The organism is Anaerolineales bacterium (assembly GCA_015075725.1).
GTDB lineage: Bacteria > Chloroflexota > Anaerolineae > Anaerolineales > Villigracilaceae > Villigracilis.
The window spans coordinates 3,819,703-3,837,344 of the sequence record JABTTV010000001.1; the positions used below are offsets into that span (position 1 = coordinate 3,819,703).

The following is a 17,642-nucleotide window of genomic DNA, read 5'->3' on the forward strand; positions in this document are numbered from 1 at the left end:
AGAAAAGGAGAGAATCATGGACAACGATGACAAGCCAGTCGGAACCGTTCTGACCCGCAGGGATGTATTGAAGATATTGGGCATAGGCAGCGCAGCGACCCTGCTGGCATCCTGCGCGCCAAATGTTGTGGAAACATCATCACCCGCCTCGGCGGCCACCATCCCAACCGCGATCGAATCATTGCCCACACTAACGAATACAAAAACGATTCCCGCCTGCGTTGTGAAACCCGAAATGACGGAAGGTCCATTTTTCGTGGACGAAATGCTCAACCGGTCGGATATCCGTTCTGATCCGACAGACGGCACCGTATCGCAGGGCACGCTTCTCGAATTGACATTCAATGTCTCACGCTTCAGCCCGGATGGATGCACCGCTCTAGCAGGCGCGCAAGTGGATATCTGGCACTGCGATGCGTTCGGTGTGTATTCGGATGTGCAGAACGCCGTTGGAAAAAGGTTCTTGCGCGGTTTTCAATCGACCGATTCGAACGGGTTGGCTAAGTTCGCAACCATCTACCCCGGTTGGTATCCGGGACGCGCCGTCCACATCCATTTCAAAATCCGTTTCAACGGGCACGACTTCACATCCCAACTATTCTTCGATGACGCCCTCACCGACCAGGTGTATTCACAGGAGCCGTACGCACAACGCGGCGAACGCATTACGCGGAACGAGAACGATAATATTTACCGGCAAGGCGGAAGCCAGCTTGTGTTGAACGTCCTCCCTGCAACCTCCGGCCATGCGGCGGTTTTCGACATCGGGCTCCAAGTGTAATAAGCGAACATCCCGTTGTTTGGGGATTCTCGATTTCTCCGCCGCCTCGCTCTGCAGGGACGCTGGGTATAATCGCGGCATTATTTTGATCGCGAGGAGAGAGCATGAAAGCCGTGCGTTTTATCGGAGTGAATCAACCGTTGCAAATGCAGGAAATCCCGATTCCCGAGATTGGAACGAGGGATGTTCTGGTCAAGGTCGAGGCGGCTGGAGTCTGTCATTCGGACGCACACTACCGCGCGGGAATATCGCCGGTCAAGCCGGTGCCGCTGACGCTTGGCCATGAAGTTGCGGGCATTATCGAACGCACCGGCACTGCGGTGGCGAATTTGAAATCCGGGGATCGCGTCTGCCTCCATTACAATCTGTCCTGCGGGGATTGTTTTTATTGCACAACCGGAAACGACCAATTCTGCGAAAAGGTTTCGATGATCGGTCATTACACGAACGGCGGATACGCGGAATATATCGCCGTGCCCGCGCGCAATGCAATTCTTCTCCCCGAAGAAATTCCCTTCGAACAGGGTGCCACTTTGATGTGCGCAAGCGCGACCGCTTTCCATGCGCTGCGAAAAAGTCGTTTGAAAGGCGGCGAGACCGCCGCAATCTTCGGCGCGGGTGGTCTGGGCCAGTCCGCCATTCAACTGGCAAAGGCATTCGGCGCGGTCGAAGTCTATGCCGTTGATATCAATGAAGGGAAGTTGGAGCTCGCCGCACAATACGACGCCATACCCATCAACGCGAAAAATTCGGACCCTGTCACCGAGATCAAAAGGATGACCAACGGCAGGGGCGTGAATGTCGCGATCGAAATGATCGGGCTTCCTCAAACGATGAAACAGGCAATTCAAGTCGCCGGAGTGATGGGACGCGTCGTGATCGTCGGGTTGTCCAACCATCCTCTCGAAATCCAAACCTATACCGAACTGCTCGGCAACGAGACGGAACTCATCGGCTCGAACGATCATCACCTCCAGGAGTTACCCATCCTGATCGACCTTGCGCGTCGAAAAGTTTTGGATATTTCCCGGATCGTAACCCGAACGATCCCGCTCGATGCGGATGCGATCAACAGCACGCTGGACGACCTGGAGCGCTTCAGCGGAGACGTTCGCACTGTGATCGTTCCCGGTTCGGGCCAAGCCGGGAATTGATCCACCAGAGACGATATAATCCACTTCAAAGGATCCCATGACAAATCAAACACCCACAATAAAAATCAACCCGGGACGCGCCTTGATCGTTCTCCTGCTCCTGGTTGCCCTTCTCGTCGGCATGAGTATCTGGGGACAATACCTTCGCTTTATCGGCGGCTGGGACATCCACAGCTACTGGCAGGAATTCGTTTTGGACCTATTGAACATGCCTTTCTACATGGATGCAGAAAACAACATTCCCACATTCATCAACTCGTTGCTGCTTTTCATCCCATCCCTGCTCTTTGCCGGAATCGCCGTTTGGAAGTTTTCCATCCGCGACAAATTCCGGTTCCATTGGGCGTTACTCGTCTTCCTCTATTTCCTGCTTTCCATCGACGAAGTAGCCTCCTTGCACGAGCGCCTCATCAAACCGATGCGCGCCATTTATGGCGCCGAGGGGATTTTCTACTTCGCCTGGATCATCCCCGGTATGATCGCGGTCGGCATATTCCTGATCGCCTTCCTGACATTTTTCCTTCATCTTGAAACGAAGTTTAAAATGCTTTTCTTTCTCTCACTGGCAATCTACCTTACCGGCGTGATCGGCGGCGAGATGGTCAGCGGATATTTCGCCTCCAGCATCGGGCAAAAGAATTTCACCTACGCTGTGGTTGCCAGCTGCGAAGAATCGGTGGAGATGATCGGCTGCTCCCTGCTCATTTATTCGCTTCTGGAATACATAAGGCAATCCCTGCCGGACGGCCTGCTTTTCAAACCGTCATGAGCCGGGAACGGAAGATTTCCCCGCTCGAACTCAAGCGGAACACAGGCGAACGCGGCTCGCGCATGTGGATCGCCCTCAACGGCATCGTTTACGATGTGACCGATTGCCCCAAATGGCGGACGGGGTTGCACGAGTTCCTTCATTTTCCCGGGCAGGATCTGACCGGCGAAATCATCGATGCGCCTCACAAAGAAGAGGTCTTAATCCACGATTGCGTGAAGCTGGTCGGCGTTTTGGAAGAATAATAGATGAAGCAAAATCCCAAAGCCTTCGCCACCCTATGCGGACGCATCTTCCGCGATACCGATCCGCAATACTTTCCGTCCGCGCAGCATCGACGAAAAAAGATCCTGCTGTGTACCGAGGCCTGCCTGGGCGCCTTCCTCGCCGATCCCGATGTATTCTGCAAAGTGCATCGCAATTCCGATAAAGCCGCTGCCCGCCTGAAAACCGAGATCGAACACCTTATTGGCATTTGGAGTACGTATGATTCCTCCCCGAAAAGCGATTGATTACGAACGATACGAATTCAAAAAATGGGAACACTTTGATGCCGAGACCATTGTGGAAGCTCCCGTCTCCCTGACTGTGAACGGAGAAGTCTGGATCTCGTTCATGTGTACGCCCATTCACCTCGAAGAACTGGCGGTGGGTTTTTTGTACAACGAAGGAATCGTCAAAAGCATGGACGAAATCGCAGATGCCCGCCTGTGCGAACACGGCGATAATGTGGATGTGTGGCTGAACTTCAACGCCGAGCAGCCGACCAACTGGCGCCGAACATCCGGCTGCACAGGCGGGGTGACGGCGGTTGACCTGCTCGCGAAGCCCCATGTCGATTTTTCAGCGGACAGGTTCAAGGTCCAGCCGGAAGCGGTGATGGACATGGTGGACAAGTTATTCGAGTCGCAGGAGCTTTATCGCGATACGGGCGGAGTGCACACCTCCGCTTTGAGCGACGGCGAAAAAATCGTTTTGGCGGCGGACGACATCGGCAGGCACAACACGCTCGACAAGATCGCCGGGATGTGCCTGATGCAAAACGTGTGGCCCGAGCATCGCATGCTCATCACCACCGGGCGCATCAGCTCGGAAATGCTGCAAAAAGCTGCGCAATTGAACGCGCCCATTTTGATCTCGCGCACTTCCCCATCGTCACTTTCGATTGAAATGGCGCAACGCTATGGAATTACTTTGATCGGCTATGCAAGAAAGCACCGCTTCAACGTTTATTCAAACGCCGAAAGGGTCGGTTTTCAGGGATGATGAGCGACTTGATGTCGCTCTTTTTTTCTTCCGTTTGTTTGTGAATTTTGTCACATATCACTCGGACAAAACTCCCTGCAAGCAAGGATGAATGAAACTTACCTAAAACCACACGATAAGGAATAATTGAGCCGGAGCGAAAGCATGACCAACAAAAAAATCGTTTACCACCCCATCCCGCCGGAGATCGAGAAACTTGCAGGCAAACACGGGAACGAGCCTGAAGCCGCACTGGAACTGCTAAAGGAAATTCAAACGCATCACTCTGCGCTGACGACTGATTCCATTTCCGATGCCGCCCGCGCGCTGAAACTCCCTCCCCACCAATTGTATGGCATGGCGACATTTTATTCCATGTTGTCTCTCGGGGAACGAAAAAAAGTTTTACGCGTATGCGACGGACCTGTATGCTGGCTAAAGAGGGCGACAATGGAGGATGGACAGCAGACGATAGAGAAGTGGTCATCCAGGGCTGGTGGCGAATGGTCGGTGGAACGAACCTCATGTTTGGGATTGTGTGATCGCGCTCCGGCTGTATTGGTAGAGGATGAACAGGCGGGTCCCGTTGAGGCGAAAGAGGCGGACAAGGTTTCCAATGGCTGGCGCGGCACACCTACAGATTACAGCGAAGTTCGCAAAGGCGAAGTCCGCGTGATGACATCTCTGATCGGAAAGATCGACCCCGACTCCATTGAGGATGCAATGGCAAATGGGGTTTATGACGGATTGAAGAAAGCGCTCCAAACAAACCCCGAAGCGATCCTTACCGAAATAGAGACATCCGGTTTGCAGGGCCGCGGCGGCGCGGGTTTTCCCGTCGGGCGGAAGTGGCGCTTCGTCGCCAACGAAAAGCGGACTCCGCGTTACATCATTTGCAATGCGGACGAATCGGAGCCGCTGATCTTCAAGGACCGCGTTTTGATCGACACGAACCCGCATCAGCTTTTGGAAGGCATGACGATAGCCGGATACGCTGCCGGCGCGTCGGAGGCGTGGATCTACATCCGCGGGGAATATGAACATCAAGCCCGGCGGCTGGAGAACGCCATCGACCAGGCAGAAACCAAAAATCTCATTGGTGAAGACATTCTGGGCAGCGGGTTCTCCTTCAAAATTCACGTCCATCGCGGCGCGGGAGCGTATATCTGCGGTGAAGAAACGGCATTGATCGAGTCACTGGAAGGCAAGCGCGGCGAACCAAGGCTGCGGCCGCCCTATCCACCTCAATTTGGTTTTCGCGGACGACCGACCGCGGTGAACAACGTCGAGTCGTTTTGCGCTGTGCCTCACATCGTCAAGAACGGCGCAGAGTGGTGGCGAAGTTTGACCAACGCCCCCACACCGGGCACAAAAGTTTATATGGTGCTTGGACATATAAAGAACGCAGGATTGTTCGAAGCGCCGTTCGGCCTGACCCTGCGCGAGATCATCGAAGCCTTCGGCGGAGGGATGGAGAAAGGCTCGAAGTTTCAGTTTGCATTATGCGGCGGGGCAGCAGGGACGATCGTGGATTCGACAATGCTCGATGTGCCAATTGATTTTGCATCTTCGCAGAAAGGAATTTCGCTGGGCGCAGGCTCATTCCTGATCTGCGACCGAAGAATTTCACCGGTGGCGTTCTTGCGGGAAATATTGCATTTCTTTACAGCGGAATCGTGCGGGAAATGCACTCCCTGCCGGGTGGGAACCTGGCGCGCGTTGGAAATCCTGAATCGTATGACGTCGGGAAAGGGGCAAAAAGGCGACAAAGATGAATTGGCAACCCTTGCCGCTTTGATGCAAGATTCGTCCTTTTGCGGACTGGGACAAAGTGTGGCGATACCGATCAAATCTGCCTTAACTCATTTCGGTTCGGAATTCGAAAAGGCAGAGCATTAGTCAAATTGTCGAGCAATCAAGTGGTTGGTTGGTTGGTTGGTTGAAGGTGAAACTATGCTGAATATAGAAATAAACGGCAAAGCGGTACAGGCGGAAGCAGGCAAGACCATTTTGCAGATTGCAAAGGAACATGACGTTCACATCCCGACCTTGTGTTACCACAAGGATCTATCGCCGACAGGGAATTGCCGCATGTGCGTGGTGGAAGTAAAAGGCGGGCGTTTCCTGCAAGCTGCATGCGTCACTCCCATTTGGGAAGGCATGGAGATCGAGACCGATAGCGAAAAGGTGATGAAGGACCGCAAGCTGACCCTCGAACTGATGCTCGCGAATCATCCCGTGGATTGCATGATCTGCGATGCGGCGGGTGAATGCGAACTGCAAGACCTTGCTTATGAATACCAGGCGCAGATCCCGGCCTGGGGCACAAAGGGAACGCGTTACCCTGTGAACAGCGACCCCAATCCCTTCATCCGGGTGGATATGAACAAATGCATTTTATGCCGACGCTGCGTGCTAGCTTGTGAAGAAATACAGGGGCGCGATGTTTGGGGCGTGGCGAAGCGTGGATTTGATGAAATCATCGTGGCAGGAGCGGGTGTGACCATGCTCGAAGCGCGCTGCGAATCGTGCGGGCAATGCGTGGCTTATTGCCCGACAGGCGCGCTGTCGAACAAGATGAATTACGGGATGGCGCGGGCACATCAGGTGAAAAAAGTTGCAACGATATGTTCGTACTGCGGTGTGGGCTGCCAGTTCGATCTGCTGGTGAAAAACAACAAGGTCATCGGCGTATCCTCCAACCCGGATGCGCCGGTCAACGGGATGGCTTTGTGCGTGAAGGGACGCTATGCTTACGATTACATTCACCATCCTGAACGGTTGGTAAAGCCAAGGGTGAGAAAGTATCTACTGGAAGGAAAGAGGAAAAGTGAAATTGGAGATTCGATAGCCGAAGACCGAAAGACAAAAGTCGATTTATCGAATATCGAATCCCCGTGGGATTGGGTCGAGGTTGAATGGGATAAGGCTCTCGATATTGTGGCGGATAAATTCGCGGAGATGCGAATGAAATTCGGCGCGGACAGCATGGGCTTCCTCACTTCGGCGAAATGCCTGAACGAAGAAAATTATCTGATGAACAAACTGGCGCGGCAGGTCGTGGGAACGAATAACATCGACCACTGCGCCCGTCTCTGACACTCCAGCACGGTAGCCGGTCTGGCTGCCTCCTTCGGTTCAGGGGCCATGTCGAACAGCATGGACGATGTCGCCAATTTTGCAGAAGCCTTCTTCATTATCGGCTCGAACACCACCGAGCAGCATCCCGTCTTTGGGACGATGATCCGCCGCGCGGTGCGAAAACGCGGCGCAAAACTCATTGTCGCCGATCCGCGAAAAATCGATATTACCGAAATTGCCACGCTGCACCTGCGTCAACGCCCAGGCACAGATATTGCCCTGCTCAACGGTTTAATGTACATCATCCTTGAGAAAGGCCTGGAAGATAAAGCCTTCATCGAAGAACACACGGAAGGTTTTGAAGAGTTCAAGCAAACCGTGATGCAATATCCGCCGGAAAAAGCTGCGGAGATCACCAACGTCCCTGTGGAAAAACTCTATGAAGCGGCGGAAATTCTCGCCTCATACAAGCCGACAGCTGTTCTGTGGGCGATGGGCATTACCCAACACATCGTCGGGGTCCGCAACGTGATGGACCTCGCCAACCTGCAAATGCTTCTCGGCAATATGGGCAAACCCGGCGGCGGAGTCAATCCATTGCGCGGACAAAACAACGTGCAAGGCGCATGCGACATGGGAGGGTTGCCAAACGTGTATCCGGCATATCAGCCCGTAACCAGCGAAGAAGCGCGAGAAAAATTTGTAAATGTCTGGGGGGCAACCGCGGATGCGAAAATCGGTCTTACTGTCACTGAGATGATGCCGGGAATTCTGGAAGGCAAAATCAAGTTACTTTATATCCTCGGCGAAGACCCGGTCATGTCTGACCCGGATACAAAACATATCCGCCACTGTTTGGAGGAATTGGATTTCCTCGTTTTGCAGGAGATCTTCCCCTCGGAAACCTCCGTCTATGCGGACGTGCTCCTTCCCGGGGTGACGTTCGCCGAAAAGACCGGAACCTTTACCAATACAGAACGGCGCGTCCAGCTGGTAAGGCAAGCCATACCAACACAGGGCGATGCGAAGCCGGATTGGTGGATCACATCTGAGATCGCCAAGAGGCTGATGGAGAGAATCAGTGACCGGGTCCGGAAAGAAGCGCCGCATGCAGGCTGGGAATATAAAAATACATCCGAGATCATGGCGGAGATCAACACGGTCACGACATCCTATGGCGGAATCACGCATGCGCGATTGGAAGCGGGAGAACGCCTGCAATGGCCCTGCCCAACAGTCGATCATCCCGGGACGCCGATCCTTCACACGAAGCAATTCACGCGCGGCAAGGGCAAGTTCATGGCGATCGACCATGTGCCGCCCGCGGAAAAGCCCGATGATGATTTCCCGATGATCATGAGCACGGGGCGTGTGCTATATCACTGGCATGGCGGGCAGATGACGCGCCGCGCGAAGGGCATTATGCAGGTGTACGGCGAGGCGCTGGTGGAAGTGAATCCGGACGACGCGATGAAATTGGGATTGAACGGAAAGAAAGTGGTGCGCATCACATCGCGGCGCGGAAGCATCGAAGCCCAAGCCTGGGTAACCGACCGTGTGCCGCCCGGCATGGTGTACGCGAACTTTCACTTCCCTGAGGCTTCGGCAAACGAGTTGACGCACGCGTCGCTCGACCCGGTTTCGAAGATCCCCGAGTACAAGGTCACAGCCGTAAAAGTGGAGCTGGTTTAAGGACTTAAATCACAACCGCATGGCGACTTTGAATTAGAATAGGCGCAATATCCAAATCCCCCGGAAAAAGGAGATAAACGATGACCACCGTCCGAAAACTATTGGAAGTCAAGGAAAATGCAAAGAACTTTTCCGTCGAGTCCTCGCAAACGGTGCTCGATGCGCTCAGGGTGATGGCTGACGCGCGTATCGGGGCTGTGCTGGTCACCGATAACGGGAAGATCGTCGGAATTTACACGGAGCGCGACTATCTCTACAAAGGCGAACTTGCCGGCCGCATCGCCGGGGAAACCCCCCTGCGGGATGTGATGACGTCGCAGATGTTCACGGTCAATTTGAATACATCCGTGGAACAATGCATGGGGCTGATGAAGCAGCACAGGCTCCGCCACCTGCCCGTTGTGGAAAACGAAAAACTTTTGGGCATCGTTTCGATGCGGGATGTCCTGCTCGCCGCGATCGAATTGAAAGACAGCGAGATCCGCGGATTGGAAAATTACATCATGGGGTCCGGATTTCAATCCTGAATTGGATGAACAGGGTATGAAAAGAGACGCAGAAAACCGCGTCTCTTTTTAGTTCGGGGTCATCCTTTGGTAAAATCACGCCCATGTCATTTACCAGAATCATATTGGCGATCCTGCTCGCTTCATTTCTAGTTTCATGCGCTCCTGCTGTTGAAACGCCCGTCACCTTTCCCACGTATGACCCGTTTGTGTCCACCGGGGGAACACCGCCCGGACATTCCAGCACGAACGGGATCACTTCGACACCCGCCGCCTCAGAAACCATCATCCCATCCGCGACCTCGACCCGCCCTCCGACTCCCACCCGCGTCCCATTGAATATCTCTCCGTTGATCGGAATTCAAAACCAGATCACATCCAACTCCCCCACGCCCGATGCGGCACGGGTCCTGCCAACTCCGCGCCAACAGGCAGATGAACATGTCGTTCAGCCCGGCGACACGCTTGGAAGTATCGCACTCCAGTACAATATCAGCCTGCAAACATTGATGGATGCAAATAACATCACCGATCCCAACACGCTCGAAGTCGGCGCGGTCCTGATCATCCCGGCGCCTGAGTTAGCCACTGCGGGCGGTAATTCGTTGAAGATCATTCCCGACTCGGAACTGGTCAACGGTCCCGCCGCAGCGCGATTCAGCATCAAAAAATTCATTGCCAGCCAGGGCGGATTTCTAAATCAATACGCCGAAGACGTCAAAGGCGTGGTGCTGAACGGCGCAGACATCATCGAAGCGGTCTCATACAACTACTCTGTTAATCCGCGTCTTTTGCTCGCCCTGCTTGAATACCAGAGCGGCTGGGTGACCAACCCCAACCCTGTCATCACCGATTACCCAATGGGTTATGTCGATCCCGCAAAAGCGGGATTATATAAACAGGTAGTCTGGGCGGCAAACACCCTAAACCGCGGATATTACCTTTGGAAGGCGAATGCTCTCTCGACCTGGGTGCTTGCAGACGGGCAGGTGATTCCCATCGATCCCACAATCAATGCCGGGACTGCCGCAATCCAATACTTTTTTTCAGAGTTGGGCGGCTTCGAACCCTGGCAATATGATACAGGCGTAGGTGGTTTCATCGTCACCTATTATGTGTTCTTCGATAATCCATTCAGCTACGCAGTCGAACCCCTGATCCCGCTGACGCTATCGCAGCCCCTCATGTCCCTGCCCTTTGCGGAGGGCGAAAGCTGGTACTTTACCGGAGGACCCCACGGCGCATGGGATTCCGGTTCTGCATGGGGCGCCCTCGATTTTGCGCCAATGGATAATTCCGGATCATGCGCTATAAGTTCCCATTGGGTCACCGCGATGGCGGACGGCTTGGTCACACGCACAGGCGTCGGCTCGGTAATTCAGGACCTGGATAATGACGGTTATGAACAGACCGGGTGGGTCATCGTATACATGCACGTCGCCGCTGATGGCAGGGTTGCGCCTGGAGAATATCTTTTCAGGAACGAACGCGTCGGTCACCCATCATGTGAAGGCGGAGTTTCGAATGCCACTCACGTCCATGTGGCGCGCAAATACAACGGCGAATGGATATCCGCAGACGGTCCGATTCCCTTCAACCTCGGGGGCTGGGTTTCCAGCGGCACAGGCATCGAGTACGACGGTTATCTCACGAGCGGCACTTACTCCATCGAAGCTCTCGATTCCGCCCAACCCGAAAACCTGATCACACGCTGATTCACCCTCCATTCATATCATTTGGTTATAATTTCACCCGATCATGCAACGCACTATTGCCGTATTCATCGCAGTTACGATGACGATATCCGCCTGTGGGACTTCACCTTCCCTTTGGGGGGTTGCACCCACTCCAACACCATATTCCCCGCAAGCTGCGCCTCAAACGGACCCGTTTGCGGGTTCGGAAGACCCGATCATTTTTCCCACTTCGACCATCCCTGCCTTCATCGAAACTGAAAACGCAATCACCCCAACCCTGGCACCTACAGAAAAAGCCCCCGCCAAAACCCCGAGCGAGACACCTGCGCCGCTTAATGACGCCGCACCGTTTCTTTATTATGCCCAAAGCGGAGACATGCTCTCCGCAATCGCCGAACGCTTCAATGTTGATGAAACGGAGATCATCTCAGATGCCGATCTTTCGAAAACAACGCTCATCGACCCTGGAACACTTCTGGTGATCCCCAACCGGATCAATGAAGCGACCACTCCCAACATCCAACTCCTGCCAGATGCCGAGTTTGTCTATTCGTCCGCTTCGCTCGATTTCGACACCGAAAAATATGTCAAGGAACAGGGAGGCTATCTCAGCAGTTTCAATGACTACCTGGGTTCATCGGGAAGGATCGCGGGGTACGATGCGATCGACCGGCTGGCCATCGAAAACTCGGTCAATCCACGCCTTCTGCTTGCACTGCTCGAGTATGAGGCGCGCTGGGTGCGGGGTCAACCCATCGACATTTTGCATACCGAATTTCCCATGGGCTTCAACGATTACCGATACAAGGGGATGAGCGTGCAAATGACCTGGGCAATCAACACGATGTCCATCGCATATTACGGGTGGAGAGCCGGGACCATCACCCACATCGAATTTCCCGAAGGGGCCAAACTCCGCATCGATCCACGCCTCAATGCCGGGACGGTTGCGATCCAATATTTGTTCTCCAAGCTGCACAGCCAGTCACAGTGGTCACAGATCATTAATCCCGAGTCCGGCTTCCCAGCCCTGTATCAAGAAATGTTTGGAGACGCTTGGTCGAGAGCCGCTTTGGTCGGTTCAATCTTTCCCCCGGGATTGATCCAGCCGCCGCTTGTCCTGCCTTTCGAGCCGGGTGTGGTCTGGAGTTTTACCGGCGGACCGCACAACGGTTGGGGGCAGATCAGCCCGAACATTTACGGACGATCCCACAGCATATTCTCCGCAATCGATTTTGCTCCGGCTGCCGCAAAATCTGGCTGCATACCCACCACCACCTGGGTTGTCGCCTCGGCGCCGGGTTTGGTCGTCCGGTCTGATAATGGGGTGGTGATGGTGGACCTTGACGGCGATGGTTACGAACAGACGGGATGGAATCTTCTCTATCTGCATCTCGCTACAAAAGATCGTGTACCCGTCGGGACTTATGTCGAAACCAACGACCGGATCGGGCATGCCTCATGCGAGGGCGGCGTATCCACCGGCACGCATTTACACTTTGCCAGAAAATTCAACGGCGAATGGGTGACCGCGGATGGTCCAATCCCATTCGTGCTGAGCGGGTGGCGGGTCATTGCCGGGGACGAACCCTACAAAGGCCAGCTCGTCAACGGCGAGCAGGTCGTCACAGCGGATTTGCTCGGGCAATCCTGGTCGAATATCATCCGCGAAAAAGATGATTAGAAAATTCAGCAATCAAAAAAAATCTCATACAGATCTCGGAATACGAATCAGACTGGGAATATTAACTGCAATATTTGCATTTTCCTGTAACGCGCCCGTCAACAATCCGGCCGTCAGTGTAGAAGAAACAGGACAGACACCTCTTCCCGATTCCCAGTCAACCCCCTTGCCATCACGCCCTTCCTTTTCACCGGGTCAACTTGTGGATTACACCGCCCAGAGTGGCGATACCCTGCCGGCGCTCGCATCCCGCTTCAATACCAATGTGGATGAGATCCTCGAAGCCAATCCTTTCGTCCCGCGCGATGCCACCACCCTGCCCCAAGGCATGCCGATGAAGATCCCGATCTATTACCGCGCCTTGTGGGGAAGCCCGTTTCAAATCATTCCCGATCATGCCTTTGTCAACAGCCCCACTGCCAGCGGATTCAACACAGCCGCCTTTGTGGCGTCTCAACCCGGGTGGCTGAACAACTTCCGGGCGTACGTGGGAGGCGAGACAAGGTCCGGGGCTGAACTGGTCGATTATGTCGCGATCAACTACAGCATCAATCCGAAACTCCTGCTCGCGATCCTTGAGTACCAAGGCGGGGCGCTTTCCCTGCCCGAGCCGCCTGTCCGCAGAAGACTGCTTGGGCTGGAAAGGCAGTTTTGGGAATCACACTATTTGCAATTGGTGCTTGCGGCAAACACATTGAACAATGGATACTATGGCTGGCGCGCCGGTTCCCTGATCGAATTCGAAGATGCATCTGGAAATCTGATCCGCCCCGACCCATGGCAAAACGCCGCTTCTGCCGCGCTGCAATATTATTTTTCGCGCATGTATAACGGCAGCGAATATAATGACGCCATCAGCCCGGATGGTTTGTATAAAACCTATACCGATTATTTTGGAAGCCCCTGGGAGGATTCGTTTGAATTGATCCCCGGCAGCCTGAGACAACCCGACCTTTCCCTCCCATTCCCCGACTCGCAAACCTGGAATTACACCGGTGGACCACATACAGGCTGGGGCACTGGCGAGCCGTTTTCCGCGCTTGACTTTGCTCCGCCATCCGAAAAATCCGGGTGTATCCCAGCCAAAATCGAAAATTTTGCCACGGCAGTGGCTGATGGTTTGGTCGTCCGCTCCAGAGTGGACGGTGTCGCACTCGATCTCGACAAAGACGGCGATGAACGTACAGGCTGGGTGATCTTTTATCTTCACCTTGCAACAAAGGAGCGCGTCTCTCTCGGCACGGAATTGAAAACCGGAGACAAGATCGGTTATCCCTCCTGTGAAGGCGGACGGTCCACGGGTACTCACGTTCATGTTGCAAGAAAATTTAACGGCGAATGGATCCTCGCAGACAGCGTCATCCCGTTCACGATGAGCGGTTGGATACCCCACAGAGGAATCAGAGCTTACGAGGGGACTCTCACCAAGGGCGGCCTGACCGTGACCGCCTGCGAGTGCGGTGACGTTTATACAGCCGTCAACGGAAATTATCCCTGATCGTTCGAAGGGGAATCCGACTCTAAACCCACCTTGTGAAGGTATTCACCCTCCTTCAACAAAGCCTTCGATTCTGAATCGTAGATTTTATAAACGGAGCGGATCGGAAAAGCCTTCGCCAGCATCGCGTACACCGGGCAGTATTTTTCCACCGAGAGTTCGATCGAGCGTACAATGGCGGATTCATCCAGGGAGGCGCCATAGAAACGATATTCGACCATTGCCTGTGTAAAAACCCTAGGATAATCCCTGGCACGATCTCCGTGAAATAAGACCTGAAAATCCGTCACGGCCTGCTGTTTTTTGAGCAGAACCGAGATCACGTCCATCCCCGCACAACCCGCCAAACCGATAGCGATCAATTCCATCGGGCGCGCGCCAGAATCGGATTGACCATCAGTAATATCCGAATTCAAACGAACGGGGGAGCCGGATGCCCCTTCCCCTTCGAAAGCCATGCGGCCCATCCAATTCACAGTCACATCCATTTAGCGATCCTCCATGATAACGCCTGGAACGTATTTATCAAGATTGTTTTTCGAGATGCCGCCGATCCACATCAGGCGGATGCGGCCAGACCTGTCGATGACGTAGGAACTTGGCAGGTTCATGGTATTGAATTCGCCGCCGGCCGTACTGCCCGGATCGAGCCAGACGGGGAAGGTCAGCCCAAATTCTTCGACGAACGGAGTTACTTCGTCCAGGGTCTCGCCCTGGTCGATGGCGATCAGGATAAAACCGTCGGAACGGTGTTCATCGTAGAATGCCTGAAGAGTGGGCATCTCCTCCCGACATGGCGGGCACCATGTAGCCCACAGGTTTACCAATACGACATTTCCCAGATAATCGGAAAGGGAAGCCGCCTGGCCGTCCAGCGTGGTGAGATTCAATTCGGGGGAGGGTAAATTCACTTCGACGGGTATCGTCGAAAAGTCCTGCGTGGAGGCGGAGGATAATTGTTCGGGCATGAGCAGAAACGACACACCCAGGGCAAGGAATCCGAACCCGATCAGCATTAGGGCAATCAGTCGGCCGGGCGAAGGTTGATTCGAAAGTTCGCTCATATGTCAGTACGCGGCATTTCAAAGTATAACTCACGAAGTTTTCCGCAGTCAGAAAACGGGACAAATGTCATCCAATATAGGATGGATGATACTAGCAGGCGGGTTGCGCGACGATTACTATGACCAAAATGCTTGAGAACCTGCCGATCATCCCCCTTTTTCAAGACCTTTCTCCAGACCAGGCAACCATGCTCATGTCGATCTTCGAAAGGTTCATTTGTCCATCAGGTACGGTGATCTTCGAGCAGGGAGATGCTGCGGAATATCTTTACTTGATCTTGAAGGGCAAAGCTGCAATCAGCTACAAGCCATATGATGCGCCGCGCATCCTGATCACCCGCCTCAAAGATGGCGATGTCTTTGGCTGGTCAGCCGCAATCGGCGGAAAAAGATATACTTCCAGTGTCGCCAGCGAAACGGACCTTGATACCATTCGCATCCACCGGCAGGATTTATGGAGCCTGATGGACAACCACCCCGAGACCGGAAGGATCATCATCGACCGGCTGGCACTAAACGTTTCATCCCGTTGGAAAAACGCCCATGAGCAGATCAAGCGTTTTATCGATTCGGAAAGGAAATAACAATGTCTGTTACGCATGCACGTACCCGCGAAGATCAGATCCGCCATCTGTTGGAGAATCTGAGCGCATACATCGAACAATTCCATGGCGGGACCGTGGAATTCGTCTCCCTGAGCGGGGATGAGTTGAAGGTACGGCTGGGAGGCGCCTGTCTCAACTGTCCGCTTTTGCCTTCCACACTCCACGGCTGGGTGGAAGGAACGGTTCACCAATTCTTTCCTGAAATCCACGTCATGGAGAGCAAGTAGCATAAAAATTGCGGTGCAAGATTTTCTCCTGCACCGCAATTTCAGGACCAGTCACCTGGGGGATTCGAATTATCCCGCGTTCCGTGTGAAAAACCGGATGACGAGAAACCCGCCGAACGCGATGAGCGCGACCGCCCAAATGTAATTTGCATAATCCATCAGGGAGGCAAGCCCCAGCACACCCATGATTCCCAGCACAAGCGCGGGCCAGAACGCCCATTTCATTCGCGCAAGGACGGCGACCAGTAGAAAGGTCAGCGCAAGACCGAGGAAGAAGAAACCGCCGCTCTCGAACGCGCCAAAACGCTCTGTTGCCACCGTCATCCCCGCCAAAGTACAAAGGACGCCGCCGGGGATAAGCGCCCACCATCTTTCGACCGGGCTGGTGAGATAGACGATGAAAAAGGTCAACCCGATCCCGCCGAGAACGATGGCACCCGAATATTCATCGAAATAGGACGAGGCAAGAATCAAGAGCGAAAGCGCCGTGAGCACTCCGCCCGGGATGATCGCCCACCACCGATGGATTCGATCGGTCAGGTAAACGTACCAGAACGACAGGGCAATGCCGCCGAGAAAGATCGCGCCGCCCAATTCATCGACAGCTTCGGGGAGGAGGATCAACACGCCCAACGCCGCCAGGGTGAAACCCGGGAACGCCGCCCACCAATTCCCGCTTAGCAGCAAGGAGAGGAACGCCAGCCCGCCAAGGAGAAACGCTCCGCCCCAGAAATAATCACCCGCATTTTTCAGATAACCCATCGTCTGGGCAAGGGCAAGCCCGCCGCCGAGGATCAACAGCACTCCGATTACGATCCGGGGATCAAATCTTCGCATCATGGTTCGACTCCTTATATAATCTTGACCGAAACCGCCCCGCCCTTGACGTTTATCTCCACGGCATTCGGCGAAGTTTCATAGTCAGGGGATACGCGGTTCGGAAAGCGGGTCCGATCCACCTGGAAATCGCCCGCGCCGATGGAAGCGTGAGCCCGAATGGCAACACCTTCCGGGACGACAATTGTAAGAGACGCCGCGCCAACTTCAAAGTCCGCGTTGAGGCGCCCACGAGCAGGCAGAGTGATCACCGTGTCGCTTGCCCCGGCTTTCAACCGTATATCGGTGACATTCATGTCCTTGAGATCGATCACGGATTTGTTCGCACCCAAATTCATATCCAATGCCGTGGGAACGGACGAGTTGAACGAAACATCCCAGTCGAGTTGTTCCCGCCAGCCGAAGGGAGGAAATACAATGAAATCATTCGCGGGTCTCATGCGGACCTCGAGCCTTTCACCGTTCCGCGAATTCGTGTGACGCAGCCCTCCGATGAAAGAGCCGTGCAGTAATTCATTCGCCGATGCGCCGCTGTGGAAACGAAACTCCCCCGCGCCGTGACTGATATGCACACCCGCCTCACGCGCGCCCTGTAAATCGATACTGGCGGTTTCAGTTTTTATCTCGCCCCGCAGGAATACGCCAAGCAAAACCCAAATCCCGAAGCCGATCAATAAAACGGGCCAGAAAAGGCTCATCAACGGGCTGCCATTTGGGAGTCTGATCCCCATTTGATCTGCGAGCATCAAACCGCCGATCAGAAGGAGGACGACGCCCCAGAACAACTGATTGTGTTTCATTT

Annotated in this window: 18 protein-coding genes; 14 read left to right on the top strand and 4 right to left on the bottom strand. The window is 54.2% G+C overall.

The window, feature by feature from the left end:
• The first annotated feature begins 16 nt into the window (after positions 1-16).
• The 12 genes from HS100_18255 to HS100_18310 all read left to right on the top strand — a co-directional run bounded on the left by HS100_18255 (position 17) and on the right by HS100_18310 (position 14,107).
• The gene (locus HS100_18255) at positions 17-781 is read left to right on the top strand and encodes a hypothetical protein (GenBank protein ID MBE7435866.1); all 765 of its coding nucleotides are present in this window, start codon (positions 17-19) and stop codon (positions 779-781) included.
• 104 nt (positions 782-885) lie between these two features.
• Positions 886-1,935 (top strand): alcohol dehydrogenase catalytic domain-containing protein, encoded by a 1,050-nt coding sequence (locus HS100_18260; GenBank protein ID MBE7435867.1) that lies wholly within the window; start codon positions 886-888, stop codon positions 1,933-1,935.
• 37 nt (positions 1,936-1,972) lie between these two features.
• Entirely contained in the window at positions 1,973-2,704 is a 732-nt protein-coding gene (locus HS100_18265) for a hypothetical protein (protein ID MBE7435868.1), read from the top strand.
• Positions 2,701-2,949, top strand: a complete 249-nt coding sequence (locus tag HS100_18270; protein ID MBE7435869.1) for a cytochrome b5 — start codon at positions 2,701-2,703, stop codon at positions 2,947-2,949. The genes HS100_18265 and HS100_18270 overlap by 4 nt, the downstream gene beginning before the upstream one ends.
• Positions 2,950-2,952: 3 nt before the next feature.
• Positions 2,953-3,216, top strand: coding sequence for a hypothetical protein (locus tag HS100_18275; GenBank protein ID MBE7435870.1), 264 nt, complete (start codon positions 2,953-2,955; stop codon positions 3,214-3,216).
• The gene (gene fdhD, locus HS100_18280) at positions 3,191-3,970 is read left to right on the top strand and encodes a formate dehydrogenase accessory sulfurtransferase FdhD (protein ID MBE7435871.1); all 780 of its coding nucleotides are present in this window, start codon (positions 3,191-3,193) and stop codon (positions 3,968-3,970) included. The genes HS100_18275 and fdhD overlap by 26 nt, the downstream gene beginning before the upstream one ends.
• Before the next feature lie 144 nt (positions 3,971-4,114).
• Positions 4,115-5,848, top strand: coding sequence for an NADH-quinone oxidoreductase subunit NuoF (gene nuoF, locus HS100_18285; GenBank protein ID MBE7435872.1), 1,734 nt, complete (start codon positions 4,115-4,117; stop codon positions 5,846-5,848).
• A gap of 54 nt (positions 5,849-5,902) precedes the next feature.
• On the top strand, positions 5,903-8,722 hold the full coding sequence (gene fdhF, locus HS100_18290; GenBank protein MBE7435873.1) for a formate dehydrogenase subunit alpha: 2,820 nt from the start codon (positions 5,903-5,905) through the stop codon (positions 8,720-8,722).
• Positions 8,723-8,802: 80 nt separating this feature from the next.
• Complete coding sequence (locus HS100_18295) at positions 8,803-9,249, top strand: CBS domain-containing protein (protein ID MBE7435874.1); 447 nt, start codon at positions 8,803-8,805, stop codon at positions 9,247-9,249.
• 83 nt (positions 9,250-9,332) lie between these two features.
• The gene (locus HS100_18300) at positions 9,333-10,943 is read left to right on the top strand and encodes a LysM peptidoglycan-binding domain-containing protein (GenBank protein MBE7435875.1); all 1,611 of its coding nucleotides are present in this window, start codon (positions 9,333-9,335) and stop codon (positions 10,941-10,943) included.
• 43 nt (positions 10,944-10,986) lie between these two features.
• Entirely contained in the window at positions 10,987-12,609 is a 1,623-nt protein-coding gene (locus HS100_18305) for a LysM peptidoglycan-binding domain-containing M23 family metallopeptidase (protein MBE7435876.1), read from the top strand.
• On the top strand, positions 12,602-14,107 hold the full coding sequence (locus HS100_18310; GenBank protein MBE7435877.1) for a LysM peptidoglycan-binding domain-containing protein: 1,506 nt from the start codon (positions 12,602-12,604) through the stop codon (positions 14,105-14,107). Before HS100_18305 ends, HS100_18310 begins: the two co-directional genes overlap by 8 nt.
• Here HS100_18310 and HS100_18315 read toward each other — a convergent pair.
• On the bottom strand, positions 14,098-14,595 hold the full coding sequence (locus tag HS100_18315) for an OsmC family protein (GenBank protein ID MBE7435878.1): 498 nt from the start codon (positions 14,593-14,595) through the stop codon (positions 14,098-14,100). The two genes, HS100_18310 and HS100_18315, sit on opposite strands and share 10 nt — an antisense overlap.
• Positions 14,596-15,171 (bottom strand): TlpA family protein disulfide reductase, encoded by a 576-nt coding sequence (locus HS100_18320; GenBank protein ID MBE7435879.1) that lies wholly within the window; start codon positions 15,169-15,171, stop codon positions 14,596-14,598.
• A 119-nt stretch (positions 15,172-15,290) separates the two neighbouring features.
• On the opposite strand from HS100_18320, the gene HS100_18325 reads away from it, so the two are divergent.
• On the top strand, positions 15,291-15,755 hold the full coding sequence (locus HS100_18325) for a cyclic nucleotide-binding domain-containing protein (protein MBE7435880.1): 465 nt from the start codon (positions 15,291-15,293) through the stop codon (positions 15,753-15,755).
• Positions 15,756-15,757: 2 nt separating this feature from the next.
• The gene (locus HS100_18330; protein MBE7435881.1) at positions 15,758-16,003 is read left to right on the top strand and encodes a NifU family protein; all 246 of its coding nucleotides are present in this window, start codon (positions 15,758-15,760) and stop codon (positions 16,001-16,003) included.
• Positions 16,004-16,072: 69 nt separating this feature from the next.
• Here HS100_18330 and HS100_18335 read toward each other — a convergent pair whose 3' ends face one another.
• Together HS100_18335 and HS100_18340 are read right to left on the bottom strand one after the other, a co-directional pair.
• A complete protein-coding gene (locus tag HS100_18335; GenBank protein ID MBE7435882.1) occupies positions 16,073-16,843 on the bottom strand; it encodes a hypothetical protein in 771 nt (256 codons plus the stop codon).
• Between the two features lie 11 nt (positions 16,844-16,854).
• Entirely contained in the window at positions 16,855-17,640 is a 786-nt protein-coding gene (locus HS100_18340; protein ID MBE7435883.1) for a hypothetical protein, read from the bottom strand.
• Between the last annotated feature and the right edge of the window lie 2 nt (positions 17,641-17,642).

What these genes read in the sequence shown, in the direction of transcription:
- HS100_18335 (MBE7435882.1), bottom strand. Translation starts at nt 16,843, where the DNA reads ATGATGCGAAGATTTGATCCCCGGATCGTAATCGGAGTGCTGTTGATC.
- HS100_18325 (MBE7435880.1), top strand. Translation starts at nt 15,291, where the DNA reads ATGACCAAAATGCTTGAGAACCTGCCGATCATCCCCCTTTTTCAAGAC.
- HS100_18295 (MBE7435874.1), top strand. Translation starts at nt 8,803, where the DNA reads ATGACCACCGTCCGAAAACTATTGGAAGTCAAGGAAAATGCAAAGAAC.
- HS100_18320 (MBE7435879.1), bottom strand. Translation starts at nt 15,171, where the DNA reads ATGAGCGAACTTTCGAATCAACCTTCGCCCGGCCGACTGATTGCCCTA.
- HS100_18300 (MBE7435875.1), top strand. Translation starts at nt 9,333, where the DNA reads ATGTCATTTACCAGAATCATATTGGCGATCCTGCTCGCTTCATTTCTA.
- HS100_18330 (MBE7435881.1), top strand. Translation starts at nt 15,758, where the DNA reads ATGTCTGTTACGCATGCACGTACCCGCGAAGATCAGATCCGCCATCTG.
- HS100_18260 (MBE7435867.1), top strand. Translation starts at nt 886, where the DNA reads ATGAAAGCCGTGCGTTTTATCGGAGTGAATCAACCGTTGCAAATGCAG.
- HS100_18315 (MBE7435878.1), bottom strand. Translation starts at nt 14,595, where the DNA reads ATGGATGTGACTGTGAATTGGATGGGCCGCATGGCTTTCGAAGGGGAA.
- fdhD (MBE7435871.1), top strand. Translation starts at nt 3,191, where the DNA reads ATGATTCCTCCCCGAAAAGCGATTGATTACGAACGATACGAATTCAAA.
- HS100_18340 (MBE7435883.1), bottom strand. Translation starts at nt 17,640, where the DNA reads ATGAAACACAATCAGTTGTTCTGGGGCGTCGTCCTCCTTCTGATCGGC.
- HS100_18310 (MBE7435877.1), top strand. Translation starts at nt 12,602, where the DNA reads ATGATTAGAAAATTCAGCAATCAAAAAAAATCTCATACAGATCTCGGA.
- HS100_18270 (MBE7435869.1), top strand. Translation starts at nt 2,701, where the DNA reads ATGAGCCGGGAACGGAAGATTTCCCCGCTCGAACTCAAGCGGAACACA.
- HS100_18255 (MBE7435866.1), top strand. Translation starts at nt 17, where the DNA reads ATGGACAACGATGACAAGCCAGTCGGAACCGTTCTGACCCGCAGGGAT.
- HS100_18305 (MBE7435876.1), top strand. Translation starts at nt 10,987, where the DNA reads ATGCAACGCACTATTGCCGTATTCATCGCAGTTACGATGACGATATCC.
- nuoF (MBE7435872.1), top strand. Translation starts at nt 4,115, where the DNA reads ATGACCAACAAAAAAATCGTTTACCACCCCATCCCGCCGGAGATCGAG.
- HS100_18265 (MBE7435868.1), top strand. Translation starts at nt 1,973, where the DNA reads ATGACAAATCAAACACCCACAATAAAAATCAACCCGGGACGCGCCTTG.
- HS100_18275 (MBE7435870.1), top strand. Translation starts at nt 2,953, where the DNA reads ATGAAGCAAAATCCCAAAGCCTTCGCCACCCTATGCGGACGCATCTTC.